Annotated in this window: 25 protein-coding genes; 13 read left to right on the top strand and 12 right to left on the bottom strand. The window is 68.2% G+C overall.

Annotation, left to right across the window (positions count from 1 at the left end):
• A partial coding sequence (locus tag VF329_12775; protein ID HEX7081879.1) for a DnaB-like helicase C-terminal domain-containing protein occupies positions 1 to 1,470 on the top strand: 1,470 nt, incomplete at its 5' end.
• A 63-nt stretch (positions 1,471 to 1,533) separates the two neighbouring features.
• Here VF329_12775 and VF329_12770 read toward each other — a convergent pair.
• The gene (locus tag VF329_12770) at positions 1,534 to 2,304 is read right to left on the bottom strand and encodes an FHA domain-containing protein (protein HEX7081878.1); all 771 of its coding nucleotides are present in this window, start codon (positions 2,302 to 2,304) and stop codon (positions 1,534 to 1,536) included.
• A 15-nt stretch (positions 2,305 to 2,319) separates the two neighbouring features.
• Positions 2,320 to 3,144, bottom strand: coding sequence for a Stp1/IreP family PP2C-type Ser/Thr phosphatase (locus VF329_12765; protein ID HEX7081877.1), 825 nt, complete (start codon positions 3,142 to 3,144; stop codon positions 2,320 to 2,322).
• Positions 3,145 to 3,691: 547 nt separating this feature from the next.
• Here VF329_12765 and radA point away from each other — a divergent pair.
• Complete coding sequence (gene radA / locus VF329_12760) at positions 3,692 to 5,047, top strand: DNA repair protein RadA (GenBank protein HEX7081876.1); 1,356 nt, start codon at positions 3,692 to 3,694, stop codon at positions 5,045 to 5,047.
• Positions 5,048 to 5,094: 47 nt separating this feature from the next.
• Here radA and VF329_12755 read toward each other — a convergent pair whose 3' ends face one another.
• On the bottom strand, positions 5,095 to 6,363 hold the full coding sequence (locus VF329_12755) for an HlyC/CorC family transporter (GenBank protein HEX7081875.1): 1,269 nt from the start codon (positions 6,361 to 6,363) through the stop codon (positions 5,095 to 5,097).
• 232 nt (positions 6,364 to 6,595) lie between these two features.
• Between VF329_12755 and ffh the strand changes: the two genes are divergently transcribed.
• From ffh to VF329_12700, 11 genes are all read left to right on the top strand, one after another.
• Positions 6,596 to 7,951: a signal recognition particle protein gene (gene ffh, locus VF329_12750; GenBank protein ID HEX7081874.1), complete on the top strand. Its 1,356-nt coding sequence runs from the start codon at positions 6,596 to 6,598 to the stop codon at positions 7,949 to 7,951.
• Between the two features lie 238 nt (positions 7,952 to 8,189).
• Positions 8,190 to 8,444, top strand: coding sequence for a 30S ribosomal protein S16 (gene rpsP / locus VF329_12745; GenBank protein HEX7081873.1), 255 nt, complete (start codon positions 8,190 to 8,192; stop codon positions 8,442 to 8,444).
• Position 8,445: 1 nt separating this feature from the next.
• Positions 8,446 to 8,979, top strand: a complete 534-nt coding sequence (gene rimM / locus VF329_12740) for a ribosome maturation factor RimM (protein ID HEX7081872.1) — start codon at positions 8,446 to 8,448, stop codon at positions 8,977 to 8,979.
• Positions 8,980 to 8,989: 10 nt separating this feature from the next.
• Positions 8,990 to 9,733, top strand: a complete 744-nt coding sequence (gene trmD, locus VF329_12735) for a tRNA (guanosine(37)-N1)-methyltransferase TrmD (GenBank protein HEX7081871.1) — start codon at positions 8,990 to 8,992, stop codon at positions 9,731 to 9,733.
• Positions 9,734 to 9,776: 43 nt separating this feature from the next.
• Positions 9,777 to 10,121, top strand: coding sequence for a 50S ribosomal protein L19 (gene rplS / locus VF329_12730; GenBank protein HEX7081870.1), 345 nt, complete (start codon positions 9,777 to 9,779; stop codon positions 10,119 to 10,121).
• A gap of 85 nt (positions 10,122 to 10,206) precedes the next feature.
• Positions 10,207 to 11,046 (top strand): TRAP transporter TatT component family protein, encoded by an 840-nt coding sequence (locus VF329_12725; protein HEX7081869.1) that lies wholly within the window; start codon positions 10,207 to 10,209, stop codon positions 11,044 to 11,046.
• The gene (dctP, locus tag VF329_12720; GenBank protein ID HEX7081868.1) at positions 11,046 to 12,140 is read left to right on the top strand and encodes a TRAP transporter substrate-binding protein DctP; all 1,095 of its coding nucleotides are present in this window, start codon (positions 11,046 to 11,048) and stop codon (positions 12,138 to 12,140) included. The genes VF329_12725 and dctP overlap by 1 nt, the downstream gene beginning before the upstream one ends.
• 69 nt (positions 12,141 to 12,209) lie before the next feature.
• The gene (locus VF329_12715; protein ID HEX7081867.1) at positions 12,210 to 12,707 is read left to right on the top strand and encodes a TRAP transporter small permease; all 498 of its coding nucleotides are present in this window, start codon (positions 12,210 to 12,212) and stop codon (positions 12,705 to 12,707) included.
• 4 nt (positions 12,708 to 12,711) lie between these two features.
• A complete protein-coding gene (locus VF329_12710) occupies positions 12,712 to 13,962 on the top strand; it encodes a TRAP transporter large permease subunit (protein HEX7081866.1) in 1,251 nt (416 codons plus the stop codon).
• Between the two features lie 121 nt (positions 13,963 to 14,083).
• On the top strand, positions 14,084 to 15,937 hold the full coding sequence (sppA, locus tag VF329_12705) for a signal peptide peptidase SppA (protein ID HEX7081865.1): 1,854 nt from the start codon (positions 14,084 to 14,086) through the stop codon (positions 15,935 to 15,937).
• A gap of 36 nt (positions 15,938 to 15,973) precedes the next feature.
• On the top strand, positions 15,974 to 16,399 hold the full coding sequence (locus tag VF329_12700; protein HEX7081864.1) for an RNA-binding S4 domain-containing protein: 426 nt from the start codon (positions 15,974 to 15,976) through the stop codon (positions 16,397 to 16,399).
• Positions 16,400 to 16,481: 82 nt separating this feature from the next.
• Here VF329_12700 and VF329_12695 read toward each other — a convergent pair whose 3' ends face one another.
• From VF329_12695 to VF329_12655, 9 genes are all read right to left on the bottom strand, one after another.
• Positions 16,482 to 17,003 carry a histidine phosphatase family protein gene (locus VF329_12695; GenBank protein HEX7081863.1) on the bottom strand — a complete coding sequence of 174 codons (522 nt, stop codon included), beginning with the start codon at positions 17,001 to 17,003 and terminating at the stop codon, positions 16,482 to 16,484.
• Positions 17,004 to 17,034: 31 nt separating this feature from the next.
• The gene (gene sufT / locus VF329_12690; GenBank protein ID HEX7081862.1) at positions 17,035 to 17,586 is read right to left on the bottom strand and encodes a putative Fe-S cluster assembly protein SufT; all 552 of its coding nucleotides are present in this window, start codon (positions 17,584 to 17,586) and stop codon (positions 17,035 to 17,037) included.
• A 3-nt stretch (positions 17,587 to 17,589) separates the two neighbouring features.
• Entirely contained in the window at positions 17,590 to 18,036 is a 447-nt protein-coding gene (locus VF329_12685) for an SUF system NifU family Fe-S cluster assembly protein (protein HEX7081861.1), read from the bottom strand.
• The gene (locus tag VF329_12680; protein ID HEX7081860.1) at positions 18,033 to 19,286 is read right to left on the bottom strand and encodes a cysteine desulfurase; all 1,254 of its coding nucleotides are present in this window, start codon (positions 19,284 to 19,286) and stop codon (positions 18,033 to 18,035) included. Before VF329_12680 ends, VF329_12685 begins: the two co-directional genes overlap by 4 nt.
• Positions 19,283 to 20,581, bottom strand: a complete 1,299-nt coding sequence (sufD, locus tag VF329_12675; protein ID HEX7081859.1) for a Fe-S cluster assembly protein SufD — start codon at positions 20,579 to 20,581, stop codon at positions 19,283 to 19,285. The genes VF329_12680 and sufD overlap by 4 nt, the downstream gene beginning before the upstream one ends.
• Positions 20,578 to 21,333, bottom strand: a complete 756-nt coding sequence (sufC, locus tag VF329_12670; GenBank protein ID HEX7081858.1) for a Fe-S cluster assembly ATPase SufC — start codon at positions 21,331 to 21,333, stop codon at positions 20,578 to 20,580. Before sufC ends, sufD begins: the two co-directional genes overlap by 4 nt.
• A 100-nt stretch (positions 21,334 to 21,433) precedes the next feature.
• Positions 21,434 to 22,882, bottom strand: a complete 1,449-nt coding sequence (gene sufB / locus VF329_12665) for a Fe-S cluster assembly protein SufB (protein ID HEX7081857.1) — start codon at positions 22,880 to 22,882, stop codon at positions 21,434 to 21,436.
• 12 nt (positions 22,883 to 22,894) lie between these two features.
• Positions 22,895 to 23,356 (bottom strand): SUF system Fe-S cluster assembly regulator, encoded by a 462-nt coding sequence (locus VF329_12660; GenBank protein HEX7081856.1) that lies wholly within the window; start codon positions 23,354 to 23,356, stop codon positions 22,895 to 22,897.
• A 161-nt stretch (positions 23,357 to 23,517) separates the two neighbouring features.
• Positions 23,518 to 24,972: a M48 family metalloprotease gene (locus tag VF329_12655; GenBank protein HEX7081855.1), complete on the bottom strand. Its 1,455-nt coding sequence runs from the start codon at positions 24,970 to 24,972 to the stop codon at positions 23,518 to 23,520.
• Between the last annotated feature and the right edge of the window lie 13 nt (positions 24,973 to 24,985).

Here is a 24,985-nt window from a genome sequence, read left to right as displayed (position 1 = left end):
CGCGGCGGCCTTCGGCGGTACGAGCTGTGCATTGCTCGGTCGGACATCGCCCGCTTCGTGCGGGAGATCGGCATCTTCGGCAACGAGGCCGCGGCGGAGGCCGCGCTGCGAGAATGCGGCGGCGCGGCTTCGAGCGCGGAGGTCGAGCCTTTCCCCGTCCGCGAGGAAGCCGAGCAGCGTGAATTCGCCACGGGCGACATCTACTGGGACCGCATCGAAGCCATTCGCTACAGCGGGCTGAAGCAGGTCTACGACCTTACCGTTCCCGAGCACCACAATTTCGTCGCCGAGGACGTCATCGTTCACAACACGACGTTCGCGATGAACATCGCCGAGAACGCGGCGATCGGTCATCAAGTGCCGACGGCGATCTTCAGCATGGAGATGTCGGCCGAGCAGCTCAGCTTCAGGATGATCGGCTCGATCGGGCGCGTGAACCAGTCCCACCTTCGCACCGGGCGGCTGACCGACGAGGATTGGTCGCGGATCGAGTCCGCGGTGTCGATGATGTCGAATGCGCCGATCTTCATCGACGACAGCGCCGGGCTCACGCCGACCGAGGTGCGCGCTCGGGCGCGACGGCTGAAGCGCGAGCACGGCCTCGGGCTGATCGTCGTGGACTACCTTCAGCTCATGCAGGTCACCGGCACCGTCGAGAACCGGGCGACCGAGATCTCGGAGATCTCGCGGTCGCTGAAGGCTCTCGCGAAGGAGCTCGACGTCCCCGTCATCGCGCTGTCGCAGCTCAATCGCAGCGTCGAGCAGCGGGCGGACAAGAAGCCTGTGATGTCGGACCTTCGCGAATGCGTGACGGGCGACACGCGCGTCTGTCTTGCCGACGGACGGCGGGTACCGATTCGCGACCTGGTCGGCTCGGCGCCGGAGGTTTGGGCGGTGGACCGGAGCGGGCGCCTCAAGCGCGTGGGCGCTTACCAGGTTTGGTGCGTCGGGCGCCGGCCCGTAGTGCGCGTGCGGCTCGCGAGCGGGCGCTCGATCCGCGCGACGGCGGACCATCGGCTGCTTGCCGCGCATGGATGGGTGCCGATCTCCGAGATCGAGCCGGGCGATCGGCTCGCGCTAGCGCGGCGGCTGCCGGAGCCGGCAGTCGTCCTGCGGGACGATCGTTTGCCCGAGCTTTGCGACGATGATCTCTTCTGGGACCCGGTCGTCGCGGTCGAAGACGCGGGTGAGGAGGACGTCTACGACTTGACCGTGCCCGGCGAAGAATCGTGGCTCGCCGACGGCATCGTGAGTCACAACAGCGGTGCGATCGAGCAGGACGCCGACCTGATCGTCTTCATCTACCGGGAGGAGGTCTATGAGCCGGACACTCCGCGGAAAGGCGTCGCCGACATCATCATCGGCAAGCAGCGCAACGGTCCGGTCGGCGAGTTTCACCTGACGTTTCTCGGCGAGTTCACGAAGTTCGAGAATCTCGTGGCCGAGGCGTACGGGGAAGGGGTGTTCTAGCCGCCGGCCCGATCGCCGGGCGGGGCGCCGCGAGGCCGGCAGCGAGCTTCCGCCGCGTCGCCGTCAGTCCATGAAGAAGCCCATCTTCACGCCGGCGAGCTGAATCACGTCGTTGTCCTGGAGCTTGCGGGCCTGCGGGCCGATGCTCATGCCGTTGACGCGCGGGTAGTCCTCGTCCTTGCCGCTTTCGACATGGACAATGAAATACCCTTCCTGACGCCGCGTGATCGCGGCGACTTGCACACCGGGACGCCCGAGCGTCGTGAGCGCCTTCGTCAACGCGAGCTCGCGGCCGGCGAACGAGCCGGAGAGCACTTGCAGCTTCGCGAGCGGCAGCACGGGCACGTGCGCCGGATCGACCTCCTGCGTCGCGGTCGGCGAGAATTCCTTCGCGGGCTTGGCGGCCGACGACGGAACCGCCCGCAGCGACGCGCTCGCGGCCGCCGCCTCCGCGACGCGGGCCGCCTTCGCGACCTGCTTCTCCATGCGGCCGCTGGGCTCGATGACCATCGTTTTCTCGAACTCGTCCTCCGGAGCCTGGTCGGCCCTGTCGTCGACGTACCGCAGCTGGTGATGGCCGACGGTGATCACGTCGCCGTGCTGCAGCGCATGCTTCTTGATCAGCTTGCCGTTGACGTACGTCCCGTTGGTGCTGTTCAGGTCTTCGAGGAACGAGTCGTTCAGGATGTTGATCAGGAGCGAGTGGTGCCCGCTGACGGCCGCGTTATCGATGCGGATGTCGTTGTCCGGCAGCCGGCCAACGGTATAGCGCTCCTTGGTCATGTTGTACTCGGCCAAGGTCTGGCCATCCAAGCTAAGGATCAAACGTGGCATCGCTGTCGTCCCGGTTTACCCAAATAGACTACGAAACTTCCCCAGCAGCCCGGCGTCGGCCGGGAAAGAGTCGATCACGTGAACGAGGCCGACGGAGACGTTGTCGCGCCCGCCGTTGTCGTTCGTCAGCTTGATCAGCTGCTCGGCGATCGTATCCACGTCGGAGTCGAACGTGCTGATCGTCAAATGTATGTCCTCGTCCTCGACCATGTCCGGAAGGCCGTCCGAGCAAAGCAGGAAGTAGTCGCCTCGCTGAACTTCGACCTCCTGCACCTCGACGTCGACCGTGGGCTCGACACCCAGCGCTCGCGTGACGTAGTTGCGGTTCGTCGAGCGCTGCGCCTCCTCCGGCGAATAGAAGCCGCGATCGACGAGCTCCTGGAGCAGCGAGTGATCCATCGTGATCTGCTCGAACTTGTTGCCGCGCAGGCGGTACAGCCGGGAGTCGCCGACGTGCGCGACCGAGACCCGATTGTCGTAGAAGAGGCAGGCCACGAGCGTCGTGCCCATACCCTCGCATTGCGGCTGCGATTGCGCCGTCTGGTTGATGATCTTGTTCGCGCGCGCGACGGCGTCGCGCAGCGCGATGGTTTGGCGCATGTAGCCGGAGGCCGGCTCGATGTCGTTGCGCTTCTCGCGCTTGCATGCGGCGGTGACCATCTCGATGACGGTCTTCACCGCAATGCCGCTCGCGACCTCGCCGGCGTTGTAGCCGCCCATGCCGTCGGCGAGCACCCAGAGCCCGAGCTCCGGCTCCGCGGCGATCGCGTCCTCGTTGTGATCCCGCACTCGGCCGACATCCGTCATCTCGACGTGGGCGAACTTCCCTTTGAGACTCATTGCGGTTTCGGGGATCCGGAAAGCGGTCGGACGTGCCGCGGGGGCGGATCAGGCGAGCCGGGCAGCAAAGCACGGCACGGGACCTGTTTCGGCCCGGGTAAAGGGCATGCGGGAGGCCCGCCGGCCGGGGGCGGCGGGAGCGAACGGAAGCTCTCGAGCACGAGGCTCGGGGACAGCCGGGCGAGGCTCGTCGGCGGACACGAACTTCGGCTTCGTCATGGAGTTTCCCTGGATGGGCAATCGGCCGGTCAGCGGCCGGCACAGCGTAGCATCGAGCGCAAATAAGTCCGTGTGCCCTTTCACGTTTCTCCTTTGACGTGCATGCTCGGCGCGCACGGCGACCGTCCCCGTCACGAGTCCGCGACCCTGCCGGACCGTGCACCACCCGGCCGTTGAAGCGGGCTTCGAAGTCAAACTTGTTCGAGCGCAAATCATACATAATTCTCGCGATTCCGGTTCTTCGAAGTCCATCGGCCTTGACGCACTTCACATTTCCGCCGGTGCGGCGGGCGATCGCCGGCGGGCGAGTTTCCGCTATGCTCCGCGCATGCCGAAACCGAGGTCGACGAAGACGCGATCGAGCTACGTGTGCGAGCAGTGCGGATCGCGACAGCCGAAGTGGCAGGGGCAGTGCCCGGACTGCAATGCGTGGAACACGCTCGTGGAGTCGCCGGCGGGCGAGCGCGCACAGCGCGCGCAGTATGCCGGACGCGTCGAGCTCGCCCGGCTCGACGCGCTCGAGCCGGGCGGCGTCGAGCGCTTGTCGAGCGGTCTCGGCGAGCTCGACCGCGTGCTCGGCGGCGGTCTCGTGCCCGGGTCCGTCGTGCTGATCGGCGGGGACCCGGGAATCGGAAAGTCGACGCTGCTGCTGCGGGCGCTCGCGAATCTGTCGGCCGCGGGCTCCGTCTGCTACGTGACCGGCGAGGAGTCGCTCGATCAGATCGGGATGCGGGCGCGGCGGCTCGGCGTGGATAGCGCGCCGGTCGAGCTCCTCGCCGAGACTTGCGTCGAGGCAGTGCTCGCGCGGCTCGAGGCCGCGCCGCCGGCCGTGCTGGTCATCGATTCGATCCAGACGCTATACACCGACACGCTCGAATCCGCTCCCGGCTCCGTGAGTCAGCTGCGCGAGTGCGCCGCGCAACTCGTGCGGTTCGCGAAAACGCGCACGGTCGCGACATGGCTCGTGGGCCACGTGACGAAGGAGGGAATGCTCGCCGGTCCGCGCGTGCTCGAGCACATGGTGGACACCGTCCTCTACTTCGAAAGCGACGCCGGCAGCCGCTTCCGCGTGATCCGCGCCGTCAAGAATCGCTTCGGCGCGGCCAACGAGCTCGGCTTCTTCGTGATGAGCGAGGACGGCTTCCGCGAGGTGAAAAACCCGTCGGCGATCTTTCTCGCGAAGCGCACCGAGCCCGTTCCCGGCAGCGTCACCCTCGTGACGCGGGAGGGGAGTCGGCCGGTGCTCGTGGAGGTGCAGGCGCTCGTCGATCAGACGCTCTCTGCGCATCCCCGCCGTCTCGCGCAAGGCTTCGATCCGCAGCGGCTCGGGCTGCTGCTCGCCGTGCTGCACCGGCATGGCGGCGTCGCGCTCGGCGAATGCGACGTCTATGCGAACGTCGTCGGCGGGCTTCGCGTGACGGAGACCGCGTCCGATCTCGCCGTCGCCCTGGCCGTGCTGTCGAGCTGCCGCGAGCGTCCGGTGCCGGCCGACCTCGCGGTCTTCGGCGAGATCGGCCTCACGGGGGAAGTCAGGCCGGTGCCGTTCGGGGAGGAGCGGCTGGCCGAAGCCGAGAAGCACGGCTTCGCCCGAGCGCTGATCCCGCGCGGCAACCGTCCGCGCCAGCCGCGCACGATCGAAGTGACTGCCGTCGAGAAGCTCGCCGACGCGCTGCGCTGTGTCTGACACCCTTCAAATTTACGCGAAAAGGTGTCTGACACCTTTTTCGGGAGTCAGCCTTGGGCGGCGCGCAGCTGCGGGGGCTCGTCGGCGTTCGGCGTGAAGACGCGGACCTGCTTGATCGCGTGCTCGGTGGTATTCAGGATTTCGATCGGGTAGTCGTTGACGATCAGGCCGGTGCCGGAGGCGGGGATCGTCTCCAGCTGCTCGATGATCAGGCCGTTCAACGTCTTCGGGCCGTCGGTCGGCAGATTCCAGTTCATCAGGCGGTTCAGCCGCCGAATGTTCGCGCTCGCATCGACGACATAGCTCCGATCGCTCTCGCGCGTGACGCCCACCTCCGACAGCACCGGCTCCGATTCGAGCTCGCCGACGATCTCGCGCAGGAGATCCTCCGTGGTGATCAGGCCCTGCACATCGCCGTACTCGTCCACGACGAACGCGGAGCGGCGCTTCTGCTGCTGAAAGTTCAGCAACTGCTTGTTGAGCGGCGTGCCCTCCGGGACGAAGTAAGCCTCGCGCGTGTACTCGAGCAGCTTCTGCTCCGTGAGCGTGCCTTTCGCGAGCTCTGGCAGAAGCTTCCGCGTGCGGACGACACCGATGATGTTGTCGATGTCGTCGCGGTAGACCGGGAGACGGTCGTGCGGGCTGTGCTGTATGAGCGCGAGATTCTGCTCCCAGGGCCGGTCCAGATCGATGCCGACGATCTCCTGGCGCGGCACCATCACGTCGTCCACGGTGATCGCTTCGAGGTCGAGGATGCTGAGCAGCATGCGCTGGTGCCGGCGCGGCACCATGACGCCGGCCTCGGCGATGACCGTGCGCAGCTCCTCGGCGCTCAACAGATTCGCGGCGATCTGGTCCGCGCGGACGCCGGCGAGGCGGAGCAGCCCGTTCGCGAAGAGGTTGATCAACCAGACGAAGGGGTAGGCCACCTTCAGCAACGGGTAGTAGATCAGAGCGGCCGGCATCGCGATCCGCGAGGGGTGCAGCGCCGCGATCGTCTTCGGCGCCACCTCGGCGAAGATCAGCACGACGAACGTGAGGATCAGCGTGCCGGCGAGCACCGCGCTTTCACCGCCGACCCGCAGCGAGAGCACGGTGACGAGCGCCGCGGCGCCGAGGTTCACGGTATTGTTTCCGAGCAGGATGAGCCCGATCAGACGGTCGGGTCGCTCGAGCAGCTGCTCCGCGAGCTTTGCGGAGCGGTTTCCGGACCGCGCTGCGTGCCGCAACCGATAACGGTTGAGGCTCATCAGAGCCGTTTCAGTACTCGAGAAGAACGCAGAAAGGAGCAGAAGAACGATGAGCAGGCCGGCCAACAGGCCTATAGGGACGTCGTCGTTCAAAAAGGGTGAACCTCCGCTGAGTACGTCGGTCCTAGAGTGACCGAACCGGAAACGGGGTGTCAAGGAGCCGAATACCGCTTTCGGCAAGGGGAAAATCGCCCCCTGCGGGGGGCGCGCAGCGCGGCGCCCGGACCGTCCCGCCTTCGGCCCCGTGCGGCGCCGTGATAGGCTGACCGCCCCGGATCCTGACCTCGACTCACCACCGATGTTCGATACCTTGACCGAGCGCCTGAACGGCGCGCTCCAGCGAGTGACCGGCCGCGGCCGCATCACCGAGGACAACGTTCGCGACACCGTTCGCCAGATCAGGATGGCGCTGCTCGAGGCGGACGTGGCGCTGCCCGTCGTGAAGCGCATCGTCGAGCGCGTACGCCAAAGAGCGCTCGGCGCCGAGGTGGCGCGCAGCCTGAACCCGGGGCAGGCGTTCGTGAAGATCGTGCACGACGAGCTCGTGATCGTGCTCGGCCGGGACCAGACCCCGCTTCGGCCGAAGGGGCGCCCGGCGGTGCTGCTCCTCGTGGGCCTTCAGGGCGCCGGCAAGACGACGACGGCCGGGAAGCTCGCCCGCTGGCTCGCCGAGGGCTCTCCGGGCCAGGTGCTGCTCGTCAGCACCGACGTGCACCGGCCGGCCGCACGCGAGCAGCTCGAGACGATCGCCCGCGAGCTCGGCGCCGGATATTTCCGTCCGGAATCGAACGACGCGCGCCGAATCGCCGCGGACGCCGTGGCCGAGGCGCGGCGGCGAGGTGCGCGCTGGCTGATCGTCGACACCGCGGGACGGCTGCACGTCGACGAGGCAATGATGGCCGAGGTACGCGAGGTGCACGCGGCCGTCGAGCCGTCCGAGACGCTGTTCATCGTCGACGCAATGCTCGGGCAGGACGCGGTGAACTCCGCGAAGGCCTTCCACGACGCCCTGCCGCTAACCGGCGCGATCCTGACCAAGGCGGACGGCGACGCGCGCGGCGGCGCGGCGCTCTCGGTCCGCGAGATCACCGGTGTGCCGATCAAGCTGATCGGCACGGGCGAGAAGCTCGACGCGCTCGAGCCGTTCGTTCCCGAGCGGTTCGCGTCGCGAATCCTCGGAATGGGCGACGTCGTCGGACTCGTCGAGCAGGTCCAGCGGCGGGTCGACCGGGAGAAGGCCGAGCGGGTCGCGGCCAAGGTCAAGAAGGGCCGCGAGCTCGATCTCGAGGACTACAAGGACCAGCTCGAGCAGCTGATCGGGATGGGCGGGCTCGGCGCGCTGCTCGAGAAGCTGCCGGGCGTGAAGCCCGAGGCGCTCGGCGCGGCCGGCTTCGACGACGGGCAGCTGCGGCGCCAGATTGCGCTGATCAACTCGATGACGCGGCGCGAGCGCCGCCACCCGGCGCTGATCGACGGCTCCCGCAAGCGCCGCATCGCGAGCGGCTCCGGGCTCACGGTGCAGGACGTGAACCGCCTGCTGAAGCAGCACCGCCAGCTCGCGAAGACGATGAAGCGCGTGTCGAAGGGCGGCTTCGAGCGGGCTCTCGGCGGCGCGCTGCGGGCCCGGGGGGGGCCGCGGCCGTTCGGCCGGTGAGGGCGCGGTTGAGGGCACGCCAGGCTCGGCGGCCGGCTTCGGGCTTACATTCGGCGCGAAACCAAGTAGAATCCTGCGCCTCAGCGAGCGGTCCCGGCGGCCGCTTTTGATTTTCCGACGCCGCCCACGGACTCGGCCGATCAGGCCGGCCGCGAGCGCTCGGCGCCGCTTCGGGGCTCACGGGGCCTGCCGGCGCCGCAGCGGGCGGCTGGAATCGTCACCTTAGGATTCGAAGCTTATGGTCAGGATACGTTTGTCGCGCGGCGGAGCGACGAAGCGCCCCTTTTATCACATCGTCGTGACCGACCGGCGAAACCGCCGCGACGGACGGTATATCGAGCGCCTCGGCTTCTTCAACCCGATCGCGCAGCCGCCCGAGCGCGAGCTCGAGATCGACCTCGAGCGGACCGACTACTGGGTCAAGCAGGGCGCCCAGATGTCCGAACGGGTGGCGCAGCTCGTCAAGCAGTACCGGAGCTCCGCGGCCGCCTAGCATCACGCGCGGTCCGGGCGTGGGCGGCGCGAAGCGGGTCGACGTGGGCCGCATCAGCGGCCTCTTCGGCGTCAAAGGGTGGGTGAAGGTGCACTCGTATACCGAGCCCCGCGAGAACATCGTCGAGTTCGCCGAGTGGATACTGGAGCACGAAGGTGAATCGCGGCGCGTCGAGGTCGAGGCCGGGCACCGGCACGGGCGCACGGTGGTGGCCAAGCTTCGCGGGATCGACGATCGGGACGCGGCGCGCGGATGGATCGGCGCCGAAATCCAGGTCGAGCGGGCCGCGCTTCCGCCGTGCGCGCCGGGCGAGTACTACTGGGCGGACCTCGAAGGTCTCGAAGTGCGCAACACGCGCGGCGAGCGGCTCGGCGAGGTGGAGCGCCTGATGTCGACCGGGGCGAACGACGTGCTGGTGCTGCGGGGCGGGCGCGATCGGCTCATCCCGTTCGTCGCGGGCTCGGTCGTGCGCGAGGTCGACGTCGAGGGCGGCGTGATCGTCGTCGACTGGGAGCGGGAGTTCTGGGACGAGTGACGTGTACACGATCGGCGTCGTCTCGCTGTTTCCGGAGCTCGTCGAGCCGGTCGCGCGCTGCGGCGTCGTCGGCCGGGCACGGGAGCGGGGGCTGCTCACGGTGGAACATCTGTCGCCCCGTGAATTCGCGTTCGACCGGCATCGGACCGTCGATGATCGGCCCTACGGCGGCGGCCCCGGCATGGTGCTGAAGTACGAGCCGATGCGGGACGCGATCCGCGCGCTTCGGACACGCCTGCCGCCCGGATGTCGCGAGTTCGTGCTGAGCGCGCAGGGCCGGGTGCTGGACCAGCCACTCGTGCAGGAGCTCGCCGCCGCGCCGGGCTTGCTCCTCGTCGCGGGGCGCTACGAGGGGATCGACGAGCGGATCGTCGAGGGCGAGATCGGCGAGGAGCTGTCGCTCGGCGAGTACGTGCTGAGCGGCGGAGAGATCGCCGCGGCGGTCGTGATCGACGCCGTCGCGCGGCTGCTGCCCGGAGTGCTCGGGCACGAGGATTCCTCCGCGGAGGACTCCTACAGCGCGGGGCTCCTCGATTGCCCGCAGTACACGCGGCCGGAGACGGTCGACGGCATGAGCGTGCCGGACGTGCTGCTTCGCGGGGATCACGAGGCCGTGCGCCGCTGGCGTCTGAAGCAATCGCTCGGGCGAACGTGGCAGAGGCGCCCGCGCCTGCTCGAGGAGCGGGGGCTGACGCGCGAGGAGACGGAGTTGCTCGAGGAGTTCAAGCGCGAGGTCGCGCGCCGTACGGCGTAAGATCGATAGGGTGCGCGAGCGGTTCGAAGGAGAGGATGTGGCCATGTCGAAAGTGATTGACGAAATCGAGCGGGAACAGCTGAAGAAGGACGTCCCCCCATTCGCGCCGGGCGACACCGTGGTCGTGCAGGTCCGCGTGTCCGAAGGCGACCGCGAGCGCCTCCAGGCCTATGAAGGCGTCGTGATCGCCAAACGCAATCGCGGGCTGAACTCGTCGTTCACGGTGCGCAAGATCTCGCACGGTGAAGGCGTCGAGAGAGTGTTCCAGACGCACAGCCCCGCAATCGCGGACATCAAGGTCAAGCGGCGCGGCGACGTGCGCCGCGCAAAGCTCTACTACCTGCGCGAGCGCAGCGGCAAGTCCGCGCGGATCAAGGAAAAGGTCTAGAGCGGGCAGGCCGCGTCAGCGAGTCGCGCCGGGGGCCAGCAGCCCGAGCCGGCGCCCCCTCGCCGACGCCGAAGCAGCGTTCGGGATGCGATCGTTTGCCGTATGCGCCGTTGCCGCGCTCGCCGCGAGCGGCTGCAGCGGTCTGGTCGGCTCCATGGCGGCCGAAACGCTCTCGGCGTCGATCCTCAATCAGAGCGACCCCGCGCTGATCGAGCACGGCGCTCCCGCGTACCTTCTGCTGCTCGACGGCATGATCAGCACGCATCCCGACGACGACGCGCTGCTCGCCGCGGGCGCGCAGCTCTATGCCCTTTACGGCTCCCGATTCGTCGCCGACGCCGCGCGGGCGGGCGAGCTCACCGGGAAGGCGCGCCGCTACGGGGCGGAGGCAATGTGCAGCCGCTACGATTGGGCCTGCGACGAGCAGCTGCCCGACTACGACGAATTCACGCGGCAGTTGAGCGACGTCACAAAGGACGACATCGACCTGCTGTACGCTTATGCGGTGAGCTGGCTCAGTAATCTCGAGGCCACGAGCGAGGACATGCGCGCCGTGGCCGAGCTTCCGTGGGTGGAAGCGTGCCTCGAGCGCGTGCTCGAGCTCGACGAGACCTATCAGCACGGCGCGGCGCACGCCTATCTTGGGATCCTGAACGCGCTTCGTCCGCCGGCGCTCGGCGGACGGCCCGAGGTCGCGAAGATGCACTTCGAGCGCGCAATCGAGCTTTCGGGCGGCCGCGATCTTTCCGTGAAGGTAGAATATGCACGCAGATACGCGCGCCTCGTCTTCGACCGGGAGCTGCACGACCGGCTCCTGCACGACGTGCTCGAGGCGCCGACCGAGGCGCCGGGATTGACGCTCTTCAACGCGTTGGCCAAGGAGGAGGCGCGAGAGCTGCTCGAGTCCGCGGAGGAGTACTTCTGATGGTCCAGGCACGAAGCCGGCGGCGCGCGCGCGCCGTTCCGCGGCGGCAGTCGTCGGTCTCGGCGGCCGCGCGCCGCATCGCGAGGCGCGTCTCGACGGCGCTTGCGCTGGCCGCAGTCGGGCTCGGCGCCGCGGGCACGGCGGCGGCCGTCGAGCTCAAGCTGGCGACGGTCGCGCCGGACGGCTCGCATTGGATGCGCGAGATGCGCGCGGCGGCCGCGGAGATCAAGGAACGCACCGACGGCCGCGTCGAGATCCAGTTTTATCCGGGCGGCGTGATGGGCAACGATGCCCAGGTGCTGCGCAAGATCCGCATCGGCCAGCTTCAGGGCGGCGCCTTCACGGCCGGCGGCCTCGCCGAGCGGTACCCCGGGTTGAACCTCTATGGCATACCGCTGCTGTTCCGCTCGCTGGACGAGGTCGACTACGTCCGCAGCCGCATGGACGAGACTCTCCGGCACGGGCTCCTCGAGGCGGGCTTCGTCAGTTTCGGCTTCGTCGAAGGCGGCTTCGCGCACCTGATGGCGAACGAGCCGATCCGCAGCATCGAGGACATGCGGCGCCGGAAGGTCTGGGTGCCGGAGGGCGACCGCATCAGCTTTCTGGCGATGGAGCGGCTCGGCCTCTCGCCCGTCGTGCTGCCCGTCACGGACGTGCTCACCGGGCTGCAGACGGGGCTGCTCGACATCGTCGCCGCGTCGCCGGTCGCCGCGCTCGTCCTCCAGTGGCACACGGCGGTGCGGTACATGACCGATCTGCCGGTTTCGTACTCGATGGGCGTGGTCGCCTTCGATCGCCGCGCGTACTCGCGCCTCGACGCGGCCGACCAACGCATTTTCGCGGAGGTCGTCGGCGACACCGTCCGGCGGCTCGACGAGGCGGCGCGCGAGGACAACCGCCGGGCGCGGGAGGTCCTCGAGAGCTCGGGCGTGGAGATCGTTCGAGTCGAGCAAGCGGGTCTCGACGACATCCGGGCGACGATCCAGTCGCTGTATCCGGAGCTCGAGAGCCGCGCCGACGTGGATGCCGCGCTGCTCGACCGCCTGCTCGGGCTGCTTGCCGAGTACCGCCGGTCGTCGAGCACGGGGAAGTAGGAGCGTGCTCGAGCGGCGCTTCGCCGGACGGAGGCCGTCGTCGAGTCGATCGGAAGGTCGGGCCGGGCATTGAGCCGGCAGTCGCGTCATTCGTGGTGGCGGCGCGCGGGCGAGGTCGGGCGCCATGTCGAGAATGCGCTGCTCGTGCTCTGCCTCGTCGCCCTGATCCTGCTGTCCACCGGCCAGATCGTCCTGCGCGACGTGTTTTCCACCGGTGTCGTCTGGGCCGATGGGCTGACGCGGCTGATCGTGTTGTGGCTCGCGCTCCTCGGCGCGATCGCCGCGAGCCGCGACTGCCGGCACATCGCGATCGACGTCGTCACGCGTCTGCTGCCTCCGCGTCTGCGCGTGGTCGCTTCCGTCGTGCGCAACCTGTTCACGTCGGGCGTGTGCGGCCTCCTCGCATGGTACTCGTGGACCTTCGTGAGTGATTCGCGGGAGTTCGGCGACGAGCTGCTCGGCAACTTGCCCGCTTGGTGGTTTCAGCTGATCCTGCCGGTCGGCTTCGCGCTGATCGCGTACCGCTATCTCCTGCGGGCGCTCGGCTCGGGCCGGGAAGCGGGGTAGGGCGGTGGCTGCGGCCGGCGCTCTCGTGCTCCTCGGACTGCTCGGCGCGCCGCTCTTCGCGCTGATCGCCGCCGGGGCGATGCTCGGCTTCGCGAGCGAGGACGTCGATCTCAGCGTGGTCGCGATCGAGTTCTTCGGCCTCGCCGAGACACCGGTGCTCGTGGCGATCCCGCTGTTCACTTTCGCCGGATTTCTGCTGAGCGAAGGGCGCGCGCCGCATCGCCTCGTGCGCCTGTCTCAGGCGCTGCTCGGATGGCTGCCGGGCGGGCTCGCGATGATCTCGCTCGCCGCGTGCGCGCTCTTCACCGCGTTCACAGGGGCGTCGGGCGTGACGATCATCGCGCTCGGAGCGCTGCTCTTTCCCGCGCTCGTCGAGGCGGGCTACGACACGCGATTCAGCCTCGGCCTAGTGACGGCGTCGGGAAGCCTCGGTCTTCTGTTCGCGCCGTCGCTGCCGCTGATCCTCTACGGCGTCGTGGCCGGCGCGTCGATCGAGGACCTGTTCGTCGCCGGGATCTTGCCCGGCATTCTGATGGTCCTTTTGCTTTGCGCCTACAGCTACTGGCGCAACCGCACGGCCCTCGTGCGGCGCACGGTCTCGTGGAGCGAAGTCGTCGGCGCGGTGGCCGAAGCCAAGTGGGAGCTGCCGTTGCCCGTCGTCGTTCTCGGCGGTATCTACAGCGGCTACTTCGCGGTCTCGGAAGCCGCGGCCGTCACCGTGCTCTACGTGATGATCGTGGAGCTCGTCGTGCTGCGCGAGATACCGTGGCGCGAGCTGCCGCGGATCGTACGCGAATCCATGGTCCTCGTCGGCGCGATTCTGACGATCCTCGGCATGTCGCTGGCCTCGACGAACTACATGATCGACACCGGTGTTCCGCAGCGGCTCTTCGAGCTCAGCAGCCAATTCGTCGCCGGACCGAAGACCTTCCTGCTCGCGCTGCTCGTGTTCTTGCTGATTCTCGGCGCGATCCTCGATATTTTCTCGGCGATCGTGCTCGTGGTGCCGCTGATCGTTCCCGTGGCGCTCCAATACGGCGTGCACCCGATCCACCTCGGCATCGTTTTCCTCGGCGCGATGGAGCTCGGATATCTGACCCCGCCCGTGGGGCTGAACCTCTTCATCGCGAGCCACCGCTTCGACAAGGACATCGTGCAGATCTACTTGGCGACGGTGCCGTTCCTTTTGGTATTGTTGGGTTCAGTCGTGGTCATCACGTACTTGCCGGCCCTGTCGCTCGCCTTGCTGGAGTGACCGCGGAGGAGCGGGAGTCCGGCCGCTCGACCGGCGCCGCTTGCGCGCCGACGAGCGTCCGGCCGCGCGGCGAGCCTCTCGGGCCGGCCGTCTCGAGACGATTTGGGGAGCGCGAAGCGCAATGAGTAACGGGTTTCTCTTCGGACGCGTGCTCGGCACCGCCTGGGCCGTCGTCGACGGCTTCCGCAAGCTGCTGCACCTGTTCCTGCTGCTCCTGATCCTTCTCGTGCTGGCAGCAGGCTTCGCGAGGCGCGCTCCGCCGGTGCCCGAAGCGGCCGCGCTCGTGATCTCGCCCGAGGGCGTGCTCGTGGATCAGCTCTCCGGCGACCCGTTCGAGCGCGCGCTCGCGCGCGCACGCGGTCTGCCGCTCGAGGAGACGCTGCTGAAGGACCTGATCGACGCGGTGCGCGCCGCCAAGGACGACGAGCGCATCAAGGCGCTCGTGCTGGAGCTGGATGGGCTCGCCGAAGCGGGGCTAAGCAAGCTCCAGGAGCTTGCCGAAGAGATCGAGGAGTTCAAGACGAGCGGCAAGCCGGTTTTCGCGATCGGCGACGGCTTCGATCGCGATCAGTACTATCTCGCGGCGCACGCGGACGAAATCTTCATGCATCCGATGGGCTTCGTGCTCATCGACGGCTATAGCCGCTTCCTCCCTTACTACAAAGAAGCGCTCGACAAGCTGTACATCGACTACAACGTGTGGACGGTGGGCGAGTACAAGTCGTTCGTCGAGCCGATCACGCGGAACAGCATGTCTGAGCAAGACAAGGAGGCGACGGCGGCGTTCTTGAACGACCTGTGGTCGGCCTATCAGCAGGACGTCGTCGCTGCGCGCGGTCTGGCCCCCGACGCGCTGCAGCGCTACGCCGACGACGCCGTCACGCTGCTGCGCGGCGCCGGGGGAAACACGGCGCGTCTCGCGGTCGATTACGGGCTGGTCGACGAGCTGCTGCACCGCGACGAGATGCGCGCGAGGATTCGCGAGGCGATCGGCGTCGACGAGGAAGGGGACGCGAGCGACTTTCCGAGCGTGAATCAGGACGCCTACCTCCAGGCCGTCCGGCGCGACGCGCCTCCGGCGCCCGGGCGCAGCCGCGTCGCGGTCGTCGTGCTCTCGGGCATGATTCTCGACGGCACGCAGCCGCCCGGGACGGTCGGCGGCGACTCCACGGCGCAGCTGATTCGCGAGGCCGGCGAAGACGAGGACGTAAAGGCGCTCGTGCTGCGCGTCGACAGCCCCGGCGGCAGCGCGTTCGCGTCCGACGTGATCCTGCGGCAAGTGGAGGTGTTCCAGGAAAGCGGCCGCCCGGTCGTCGTATCGATGGGCAGCGTCGCCGCTTCGGGCGGCTACTGGGTTTCGATGTCGGCGGACGAGATCTGGGCGAGCCCGACGACGTTGACGGGCTCGATCGGTGTCGGCGCCACGCTGCCGACGTTTCAAAACACGCTCGATCGCGTCGGCGTCAACGTCGACGGTATCGGCACCACCGAGCTCTCCGGCCAGTACGACCTCCTGCGCGGCCTCGGCGAGAACGTGAAGCAGCTGATCGGAGAGACGGTGCGCGAGACCTACGAGCAGTTCGTGACGAAGGTATCGATGTATCGCGGGCGCCCGGTCGAGGAGATCGATCGCGTCGCGCGCGGCAGAGTGTGGACGGGGAGCGACGCGTACGACCGCGGCCTCGTCGACAAGCTCGGCGATCTCGACGACGCGATCGCTTCCGCGGCCGAGCTTGCCGGGCTCGAGGAAGGCCGGTACGACGTGGAGTACTACGAGCCGCGGATCGGGCTCGCCGAGCGCTTCGCGCTCGGGCTGGTCGAAACCGGCGCGCCGGTCATCGAAGCCTTGGACTTGACGCTGTGGCCGCGGCCGGTGCAGAAGCTGATCGAGCGGGCCGAGGCGCCGCTCGAGTTCCTCTCGACGTTGAACGACCCGCGCAGCCTCTATGCCTACTGCTTCTGCGACGTGCGCTGAAATGCGGACCGTCCGTTCAGTCGAAGGTGGCGCGACGTGACGGCGGGCATCTCGGGCGCGGTGAAGGCTGACGGGGCCGAGGCGCTGCGCATCGACCGCTGGCTCTGGTGCGCGCGCTTCTATAAGACCCGCAGCCTCGCGGCGCAGGCCGTGAAAGGGGGGCACGTTCGGGTGAACGGCCAGCGGGCGAAGCCGGCCCGCGAGGTCAGAGTCGGCGACATCCTCTCGATCACGAAGGACGACCTGGAGCGGGAGGTGACCGTCGCCGGCATTCCGAGCCGGCGCGGGCCGGCCCCGGAGGCCGCGCGCTGCTACGTCGAAACGGCGGAGTCGATCGCTCGGGGGCAAGAAGCGGCCGAGCGCCGCTCGATCGACCGCTTGCTTGGGCGATCGCCCACGCCGGGTCGTCCGGACAAGCGCACGCGCCGTCTGATCCGCGCCCAGCGTTCCGGCGAGCCCTGAGCTCCAGAGTCATAGCCGCAAGAGGCGTGGTCCGCGAGCTGCGCCCCCCGGCTCGAGCTCTGCCGGCCGCCGCACGCTTTTTCTACGGCTCGTGTCCGCCCCGCGATCCGGTGCGCGATCGCCCAACGTCGCGGTAGAGGAGGCGGCATCGGGAGCGGCCCACCCCGGCCCAGGTTTCGGCCTCGCTCTCTACGGCCACGACGCCCGCCGTCGGCAGGTCGTCGAGGCCGCCGAGGTCGGGCAGCAGCCGGTTCGCGAGATCCGTGAGCCCGGGGTTGTGCCCGACCAGCAGCGCCTCGGGGAGGCGGTCGTCGAGCGCGTGGACGATCGCGAGAAGGTCGTCCGGCGACGCCAGATAGAGCGCCGGCTCCACGCGCACGGCATCGGAGCAGCCAAGCACGCCCGCCACGATTCGCGCGGTGGACTTCGCGCGCACTGCGTGGCTCGTCAGGATCAGCGCCGGGCGCGCGCCGCGCGCCGCAAGGCGCTCCGCGATCGCCGGTGCGTCGCGCTCGCCGCGCGCGGAGAGCGGCCTTTCGAGGTCGGCGAGCCCGTCGTCCCGGTGGCTCGACTTCGCATGCCGCAGCAGCGTCAGCCGCTTCATCCCGCCGAGCGGAGCGCGCCGCCGAGGCGCGTCACATCAGGCCGGCTTCGAGCCGGGCCTCTTCCGACATCATCGAGGCGTTCCACGGCGGATCGAACACGAGCTCGACGTCCGCGCGCTCGACGGTGGGGATCAGCTCGATCTTCTCGCGCACGTCGGCGGCGAGAATGTCGCCCATCCCGCACCCCGGCGCCGTCAGCGTCATCTTGATGCGGACGATCCGCCCGCCGTTCTCGGTGCGCTCGATCCCGCACTCGTAGACGAGACCGAGGTCCACGATGTTGATCGGAATCTCGGGATCGAAGCAGGTGCGAAGCTGACTCCACACGACGGCCTCGACGTCGCTCTCGGTGGCGTTCTCCGGAATTTCGGGCGCCTGCAGCGGCTCCTTGCCGATCGCGTCGGCATCGATGCCCGCGATGCGGAAGAGGTTGCCTTCGATGTAGATGGTGAAGCTGCCGCCGAGCGCCTGCGTCAGAAAGCCGAACGTGCCGGCCGGCAGCATCACCTTCTCGCCGGCCGGGATCAGGACGGCCTCGCAGTCGCGCGAGAACGTGACCGGTTCATTGTGTCCGAAATACATGACTCACTCGGTGGATATCTGCTGGGCGGAGCCAGCGAGCGCGGCTTTCAGCGCGTGCCATGCGAGGCTTGCGCACTTCACGCGCGTCGGATACTCGCGAACGCCCGCGAGTGCCGCGAGCTTGTCGAGATCCTCGAGCGAAGCTTCGCCGTTTCCGGTCAGCATTTCGTGGATTGCGCCGAACAAGCTCATCGACTCCTCGACGGAAGCGCCCTTCACGCGGTCGGTCATCAGCGACGACGATGCGATCGAGATCGCGCATCCGGTCCCCTTGAACTTGATGTCGTCGATTCGATCGCCGTCGAGCTTCACGTACAGCGTCATCTTGTCTCCGCAGAGCGGATTGACGCCTTCGACGACGCGGTCCGCGTCCTCGATCTCGCCGAAATTGCGGGGATCGCGGTTGTGGTCGAGGATGACCTCGCGATACAGCTCCTTGAGCTCGTTCACGCAAAAATCTCCAAAGCGCGGCGCAGGCCGACGACGAGCCGGTCGACGTCGTCCCGGTTGTTGTACAGAGCGAACGAGGCGCGCGCAGTGGCCGGAACGCCGAAGCGCTCCATCACCGGCATCGCACAGTGATGGCCGGTGCGGATCGCGACGCCCTCGCTGTCGACGATCGTGCCCACGTCGTGCGCGTGGATCCCGGGGAGCACGAAGGAGAGCACGCCCGCCTTGTGCTCCGCCGTGCCGATCACGCGGGCGCCGAGCTCGAGCACCTTCTCGGTGGCGTACTCGAGCAGGCGGCTCTCGTGAGCTGCGACCGCGGCGAAGTCGATGCCGGAGAGAAAATCCACGGCGGCGCCGAGCGCGACCGCGCCCGTGATGTTCGGCGTGCCGGCCTCGAACTTGTAGGGCAGGGCATTGTAGAGCGTCTTGTCGAAGCTCACCGAGAGGATCATCTCTCCGCCGCCCTGGTACGGGGGCATCCGGTCGAGCAGCTCGCGCTTGCCGTACAGCACGCCGATGCCGGTCGGCGCGAACATCTTGTGGCCGGAGAACGCGTAGAAATCGCAGTCGAGCGCCTGCACGTCGACCCGCATATGCGGCACGGCCTGCGCCCCGTCGACGAGGACCACGGCGCCGGCCGCGTGGGCTCGCTCGATCAGGCGCCGCACCGGGTTGACCGTGCCCAGCGCGTTCGAGACGTGGCCAACGGCCACGATCTTCGTGCGCTCCGTGAGCAGCCGGTCGAACGCGTCGAGGTCGAGCTCGCCACGCTCGGTAATCGGCGCCGGGACGAGCCGGGCGCCGACACGCTCGCACACGAGCTGCCACGGAATGATGTTCGAGTGGTGCTCCATGTGCGTGATCAGCACCTCGTCGCCGGCACCGAGGAGGCTTGCGCCGAGGCTCGCGGCGACGAGGTTGATCGATTCCGTGGTGCCGCGTGTATAGACGATCTCGTCGGTTCCCGACGCGTTGATGTACGCGCGAATCTTGTCGCGGGCGGCCTCGAACGTTTCCGTGGCGCGCTCGCTGAGCGCGTGCACGCCGCGGTGCACGTTCGCATGGTTCGAGCGCTGCTGCCGGAGCATCGCGTCGAGGACGGGCTGCGGGCACTGCGACGACGCGGCGTTGTCGAGGTACACGAGCGGCTTGCCGTGCACGTGCTGGCGGAGCGCGGGAAAGCGCTCCCGAAGCGAGGCGATGTCACTGACTGCGCCGGCGTGCTCCGGCCGTGCGGCGGTGGCGCTCATCCGAGATCCTCCCATCCATGGTCCGGCAGCTGGCCGGCGACTTTGCGCGCGGCGCGTTCTCGCAGCCGCTCCGGCTCGATGCGCCGCAGCAGCGCGTTCGCGAATGCGAACGTGAGCAGACCGCGCGCCGCATCCTCCGGCAGCCCGCGGCTGCGCAGGTAGAAGAGCTGCTCCGCATCGAGCTCGCCTACGGTGGCGCCGTGGCTGCACTTCACGTCGTCAGCATAGATCTCGAGCTCCGGCTTCGTATCGATCTCGGCCTGGTCGGCGAGCAGCAGGTTGTCGCTGCTCTGGCGGGCGTCGATGCGCTGCGCTCCGGGCCGCACGATGACCTTGCCGTTGAAGACGCCGCGGCCGTTGCGGCCCGCGATGCCGCGAAAGGCCGTGGCGCTCGTCGTGTGCTCGGCGGCATGGTCGATCCGGATGTGCTCGTCGATGTGCTGGCCCGACGACGCAAGGAAAATGCCGAAGACGTCCGCGCTCGCGCCCGGCTCGGCGAGCCGGAGGTCGATGTCGTTACGCGCGAGCCGGGCGCCGAGATCGACGTAGCCGACCTGCAGGCACGAATCCTTCGCGAGCTCGGCCGCGAGCAGCGACGTGTGGAAGACCTCCGCGCCGTGCTCCTGAAGGCGATGGAGCGACAGGCGCGAGCCTTCGGCCTGCACGACGTCGAGGACCAGGTTCAGCCAATTCGGCGACGCGCCGGAGTCGAGACAATGCACGACGATGGCGAGCGACGCGTTCGGGCCGAGTTCGATCGAGAGGCGGACGTGCTGGGCGAGCTCGTGCGCGGCGCCGCCGGCCAGGAAGATTTCGAGCGGCGAGTCGATCGCGCTTCCCGCCGCGACGCGGACCGCGACGCCGTCCCGGGCGAAGGCACGGTTGAGCTGAGCGAGCGGATGCGCGTCGAGCCGGCCTGCGCGGCCCGGAGACGTGAGACGGTCTCCGTCGGCGCCGAGCGCCGCGATCTCGAGGCCGCCGCCGTGAAGGCGAGAGAGCGCGCGGTCCAGCCGGCCGTCGACGAAGACGACACGCCGCCCGGCGCCCGCTTCGGGTACGGCCTCGGCCAGCGCCGTTTCGACCGCCTTGCGTCCGGAATCGGCCGCCGGAGGCGGGGCGGGAGCGAAGCGCCCGGACGCGATCGGCTTCAGATCCGTGTACTTCCACGCCTCGTCGCGGCGCGTCGGAAAGCCGTGCCCGAGGAATGCATCGAGCGCCGCGCGGCGCTGCTCTACAGAGCCCGGCAGCCCGTGGCGCTGGCTTTCGAACTGCATTTCGAGAACGTTCGCGCTCACGATGCTGCCGCCTCGGCTTGGACCCAGTCGTAGCCGCGCGCGTCGAGCTCCCGCGCGAGCGTGCGATCGCCGGACTTCACGATCCGACCGCCTGCGAGCACGTGGACGAAGTCCGGCACGACGAGCTCGAGCAGCCGCTCGTAGTGAGTCACGAGCACCATCGAGCGATCCGGGCCGCGGAGGCTGTTGATTCCGGACGCGACGACCTTCAGCGCGTCGACGTCGAGACCGGAATCCGTCTCGTCGAGCAGCGCGAGCCGCGGCTCGAGCATGAGCATCTGGAGAATCTCGTTGCGTTTCTTCTCGCCGCCTGAGAAGCCTTCGTTCACGCTGCGATGCAGGAAGTCGCGCGACATCTGCATCAGCTCGAGCTTCGCGTTGATCAGCTTCATGAACTCGAATGCGTCGATCTGCGGCTCTCCGCGGGCTTTGCGCTGGGCGTTGAGCGCGGCCTTCAGAAGGTACGCGTTGTTCACGCCCGGAATCTCGATCGGGTACTGAAAGGCGAGGAACACGCCTTCCCGGGCGCGGTCCTCCGGCGACATCGCGAGCAAGTCCTTGCCGTCGAGCTCCACGCTGCCCGCCGTGACCGTGTAGTCCTCGCGCCCGGCGAGAACCTGGGCGAGCGTGCTCTTCCCGGAGCCGTTGGGCCCCATGATCGCGTGCACTTCGCCGGTGCCGACGTCGAGATCGAGCCCTTTCAGGATCGGCCGCGCGTCGACCTCCACTCGCAAATTCCTTATTCGCAGCATCCGAATCCCTCCGCGTGCCTGCGCTCCGTGTCCGCCGAGTGCGTGTCCGGGACCGAACGGACGCAATGCATGTCCGGTACCCTCGACCGAGACGGCACCATCAGCCGACCGCTCCTTCGAGGCTGACGTTCAACAGGTTCTGGGCTTCGACGGCGAATTCCATCGGGAGCTCCTTGAAGACCTCCCGGCAGAAGCCGTTCACGATCATGTTGACGGCGTCTTCCTCCGAGAGACCGCGCTGGCGGCAGTAGAAGAGCTGGTCCTCGCTGATTTTCGACGTCGTGGCTTCGTGCTCGACCCGTGCCGTGCGCTCCCGCGATTCGATGTACGGGAACGTGTGGGCGCCGCAGCGATCGCCGATCAGCAGCGAGTCGCACTGCGTGTGGTTCCGCGCGCCCTTCGCCGTCGGCATCACCCGGACGAGGCCCCGATACGCGTTCTGCCCGTGGCCGGCCGAGATGCCTTTCGAGACGATCGTGCTGCGCGTGTTGCGCCCGATGTGGATCATCTTCGTCCCGGTATCCGCCTGCTGGTAGTTGTTCGTCACGGCCACGGAGTAGAACTCGCCGACCGAGCTATCGCCGCGCAGCACGCAGCTCGGGTACTTCCACGTGATCGCCGACCCCGTCTCCACTTGCGTCCACGAGATCTTCGAATTCGCGCCGCGGCACTCGCCGCGCTTCGTGACGAAGTTGTAAATGCCGCCCTTGCCTTCCTCGTCGCCCGGATACCAGTTCTGCACCGTCGAGTACTTGATCGAGGCGTTGTCGAGCGCGACGAGCTCGACGACGGCCGCGTGGAGCTGGTTCTCGTCGCGCATCGGCGCAGTGCAGCCTTCGAGATAGCTGACGTATGCGCCTTCGTCGGCGATGATCAGCGTGCGCTCGAACTGCCCGGTGTTCGCCGCGTTGATCCTGAAATACGTCGAAAGCTCCATCGGGCAGCGCACGCCTTTCGGCACATAGACGAACGAGCCGTCGGTGAACACGGCCGAGTTCAGCGTGGCGAAGAAGTTGTCCCGATACGGGACGACGCTGCCGAGATACTTCCGCACGAGCTCCGGATGGCTGCGCACGGCCTCGGACATCGAGCAGAAGATCACGCCGGCTTCGGCGAGCTTTTCCTTGAACGTGGTTGCGACCGAGACGCTGTCGAAGACCGCATCCACGGCGACCCCCGCGAGCTTCGCGCGCTCGTGCAGCGGAATGCCGAGCTTGTCGTAAGTCTCGAGGAGCTTTGGATCGACCTCGTCGAGGCTCTTCGGCGCATCGGCCCGCCGCTTCGGCGCCGAGTAGTACGAGATCGACTGATAGTCGGCCGGCGTGTACTTCACGTGCGCCCACGTCGGCTCCTGCATCGTGAGCCAGTGACGGTAGGCCTTCAGGCGCCACTCGGTCAGCCACGCCGGCTCGTCCTTCTTCAGCGAGAGGATGCGGATCACGTCCTCGTCGAGGCCGGGCGGGAGCGTGTCCTGCTCGATGTCCGTGACGAAGCCGTGCCGGTATTTCCGCCGAACGAGCTCGTTCAGTTCCTTCGATTCCGTTGCCATCCGATTCCTTTCCTAGGGAAGCGCCGCGGACTTCCGAATTCGCTGCGCCAATGCGGGCGCCGGGAGCGGGTCGTCCGAAGTCTCGAGGTCGGCGAGCGTGACCGATTCGAGCGCCAGGCGGATGCTTCGATTGATCCGCTGCCAAGCCGCGCCGACCCGGCAGTGCCCCTCGAGATCGCACGCGCCGACGGCGGAGCTGCACGCGGTGATCGCGACCGGCCCCTCGAGCGCGTCCAGAATCTCGGCGGCGGTGATCGACTCCGGCGAGCGGGCGAGGGCGTAACCGCCCTGAACCCCCCTGACGGAGACGACGAGGCCCGCATGCACGAGCAGCTTCAGCAGCTTGCTGACCGTGGCCTGCCCGAGCCGCGTCGCCTCGGCGACGGCGCCGCAAGTGGATAGGCCGCCCTCGTTCGCCGCCAACTGCGCGAGGACCAGCGTCCCGTAGTCCGTGAGCTTGCTCATTCGCAGCATGGGTCACCCGCTCGCCGTCCCGATATAGGACCATTTTAGTGCTATTTGGTGCGCCGGGAAACCGGGGATCAGGCAGGATCGAGGAGGAACGCGGCGCCCGCCGGCGCGGGCTCGAGGATCGCGCTACGCGCGGGAGGCGCGCGGTGTCCGCTGCCGATACGTCACCCGGAATGCCTGCGGAGCGCGTCCTCGCGCTGCTCCTCGGGCAGGTACTCGATCAGCTCCTCTAGCCGCGCGTTCAGCCGGGCCCGCTCCACCTCGTGCGCGTCGGGCAGCTCGAGCGCCATACGCAGCTGATTGATCGCGAGCGGGAGGTTGCCGACGGAGACGTAGTACTCGCCCATATAGTAATGGGCGTTCAACGCGTCGCCCTCGGCGTTTGCGGCACGGGCGATCAGCCGGATCTGAGCCGGTGTCGGCGGGACGTTGTTCAGCAGATCGAGCAGCAGATCGTGCGCCTCTCCGGGCTTCCCCGCTTCGAGGAGCGCCTCGGCATAGCTGATCGTGAGCGGAACGTTGCGCGGGAAGAGGCGGATCGCGTCCGCGTAGACCGCGAGCGCCTGCTCCATCGATCCGCTGGCCGCAAGCGCCTCGCCGCGGCCGATCCGGTAAGCGATGACGCCCGGGGCCTCGCCGGCGAGCTCACGAAACATGCGCTCCGCCTCGTCGTTGCGGCCGGCCTGCGCGAGGGCGAGCGCACGCCCGTAACGGTTGGCGGCCGAGTCCGGATCGGGCTTCGTCTCGAACACGTCGAGAGCCGCCGCGGCGCTCGGCGCGCTCAGCACCTGGACCCGCGCCTTCGCGAGCTCGTAGCTGACGCTGCTCGTGACGCGGCGCTGCGGGAGTTGCCGCGCGCGGGCGCGCGCCTCGGCGATGCGCTGCGCGGTCACCGGGTGCGTCTGCAGGATCGCGGGCACGGCCTGTCGGGAGATCCCGTAGCGCTTCGACAGCTTCTCGAAGAACGTGGCCATCGCGTTCGGGTCGAAGCCGGCCTTCGAGAGCACCTCGATGCCGACGCGGTCGGCCTCGGCCTCGTTCGCGCGCGTGAAGTTGATTTGCCGCTGAAGGGCGGCGGCCTGCGAAGCGGACACGACGCCCGCCAACGCGTCGCCCGGCATGTCGCTGGCCGCGCCGAGCAGGATCGCCGCGAGCATCGCGGCCATCGAGACGATGCTCGTGCGCTGCGAGTCGTAGAGCGAGCGGGCAATGTGCCGCTGGGTGACGTGCGAGACCTCGTGAGCGAGGACTCCGGCGAGCTCGCTTTCGTTCTCGCTCGCGAGGATCAGCCCCGTGTGCACTCCGACGTAGCCGCCGGGGAGCGCGAAGGCGTTGATGCTGTCGTCGTCGACGACGAAGAAGCGGAAGCGGTAATCTCCGTCGTTCGCGTGGCTCGCGATCTGCGATCCGATCGACTGGACATACTCGGTGAGCAGCGGATCGTCGACGACGACGCCGGCGTTGCGCAGCTCCAGCATGACCGAGCGCCCGAGCTGGCCCTCGCGGCTCTTGTTCAACACGGCGTCGGCGGGCGTGCCGAAATCGGGCAGCTCGTCCGCCCATGCGCAAGGGACGATCGCCTGCGCGACCATCACGAGCAGACACAAGCCTCTTTTCATCGCGCCCTCCGGA

Source organism: Gammaproteobacteria bacterium (assembly GCA_036381015.1).
GTDB lineage: Bacteria > Pseudomonadota > Gammaproteobacteria > Steroidobacterales > Rariloculaceae > ZC4RG20.
The sequence above is the reverse complement of the archived record's forward strand: the minus strand, read 5'-3'. Positions and strand labels throughout refer to the sequence as shown.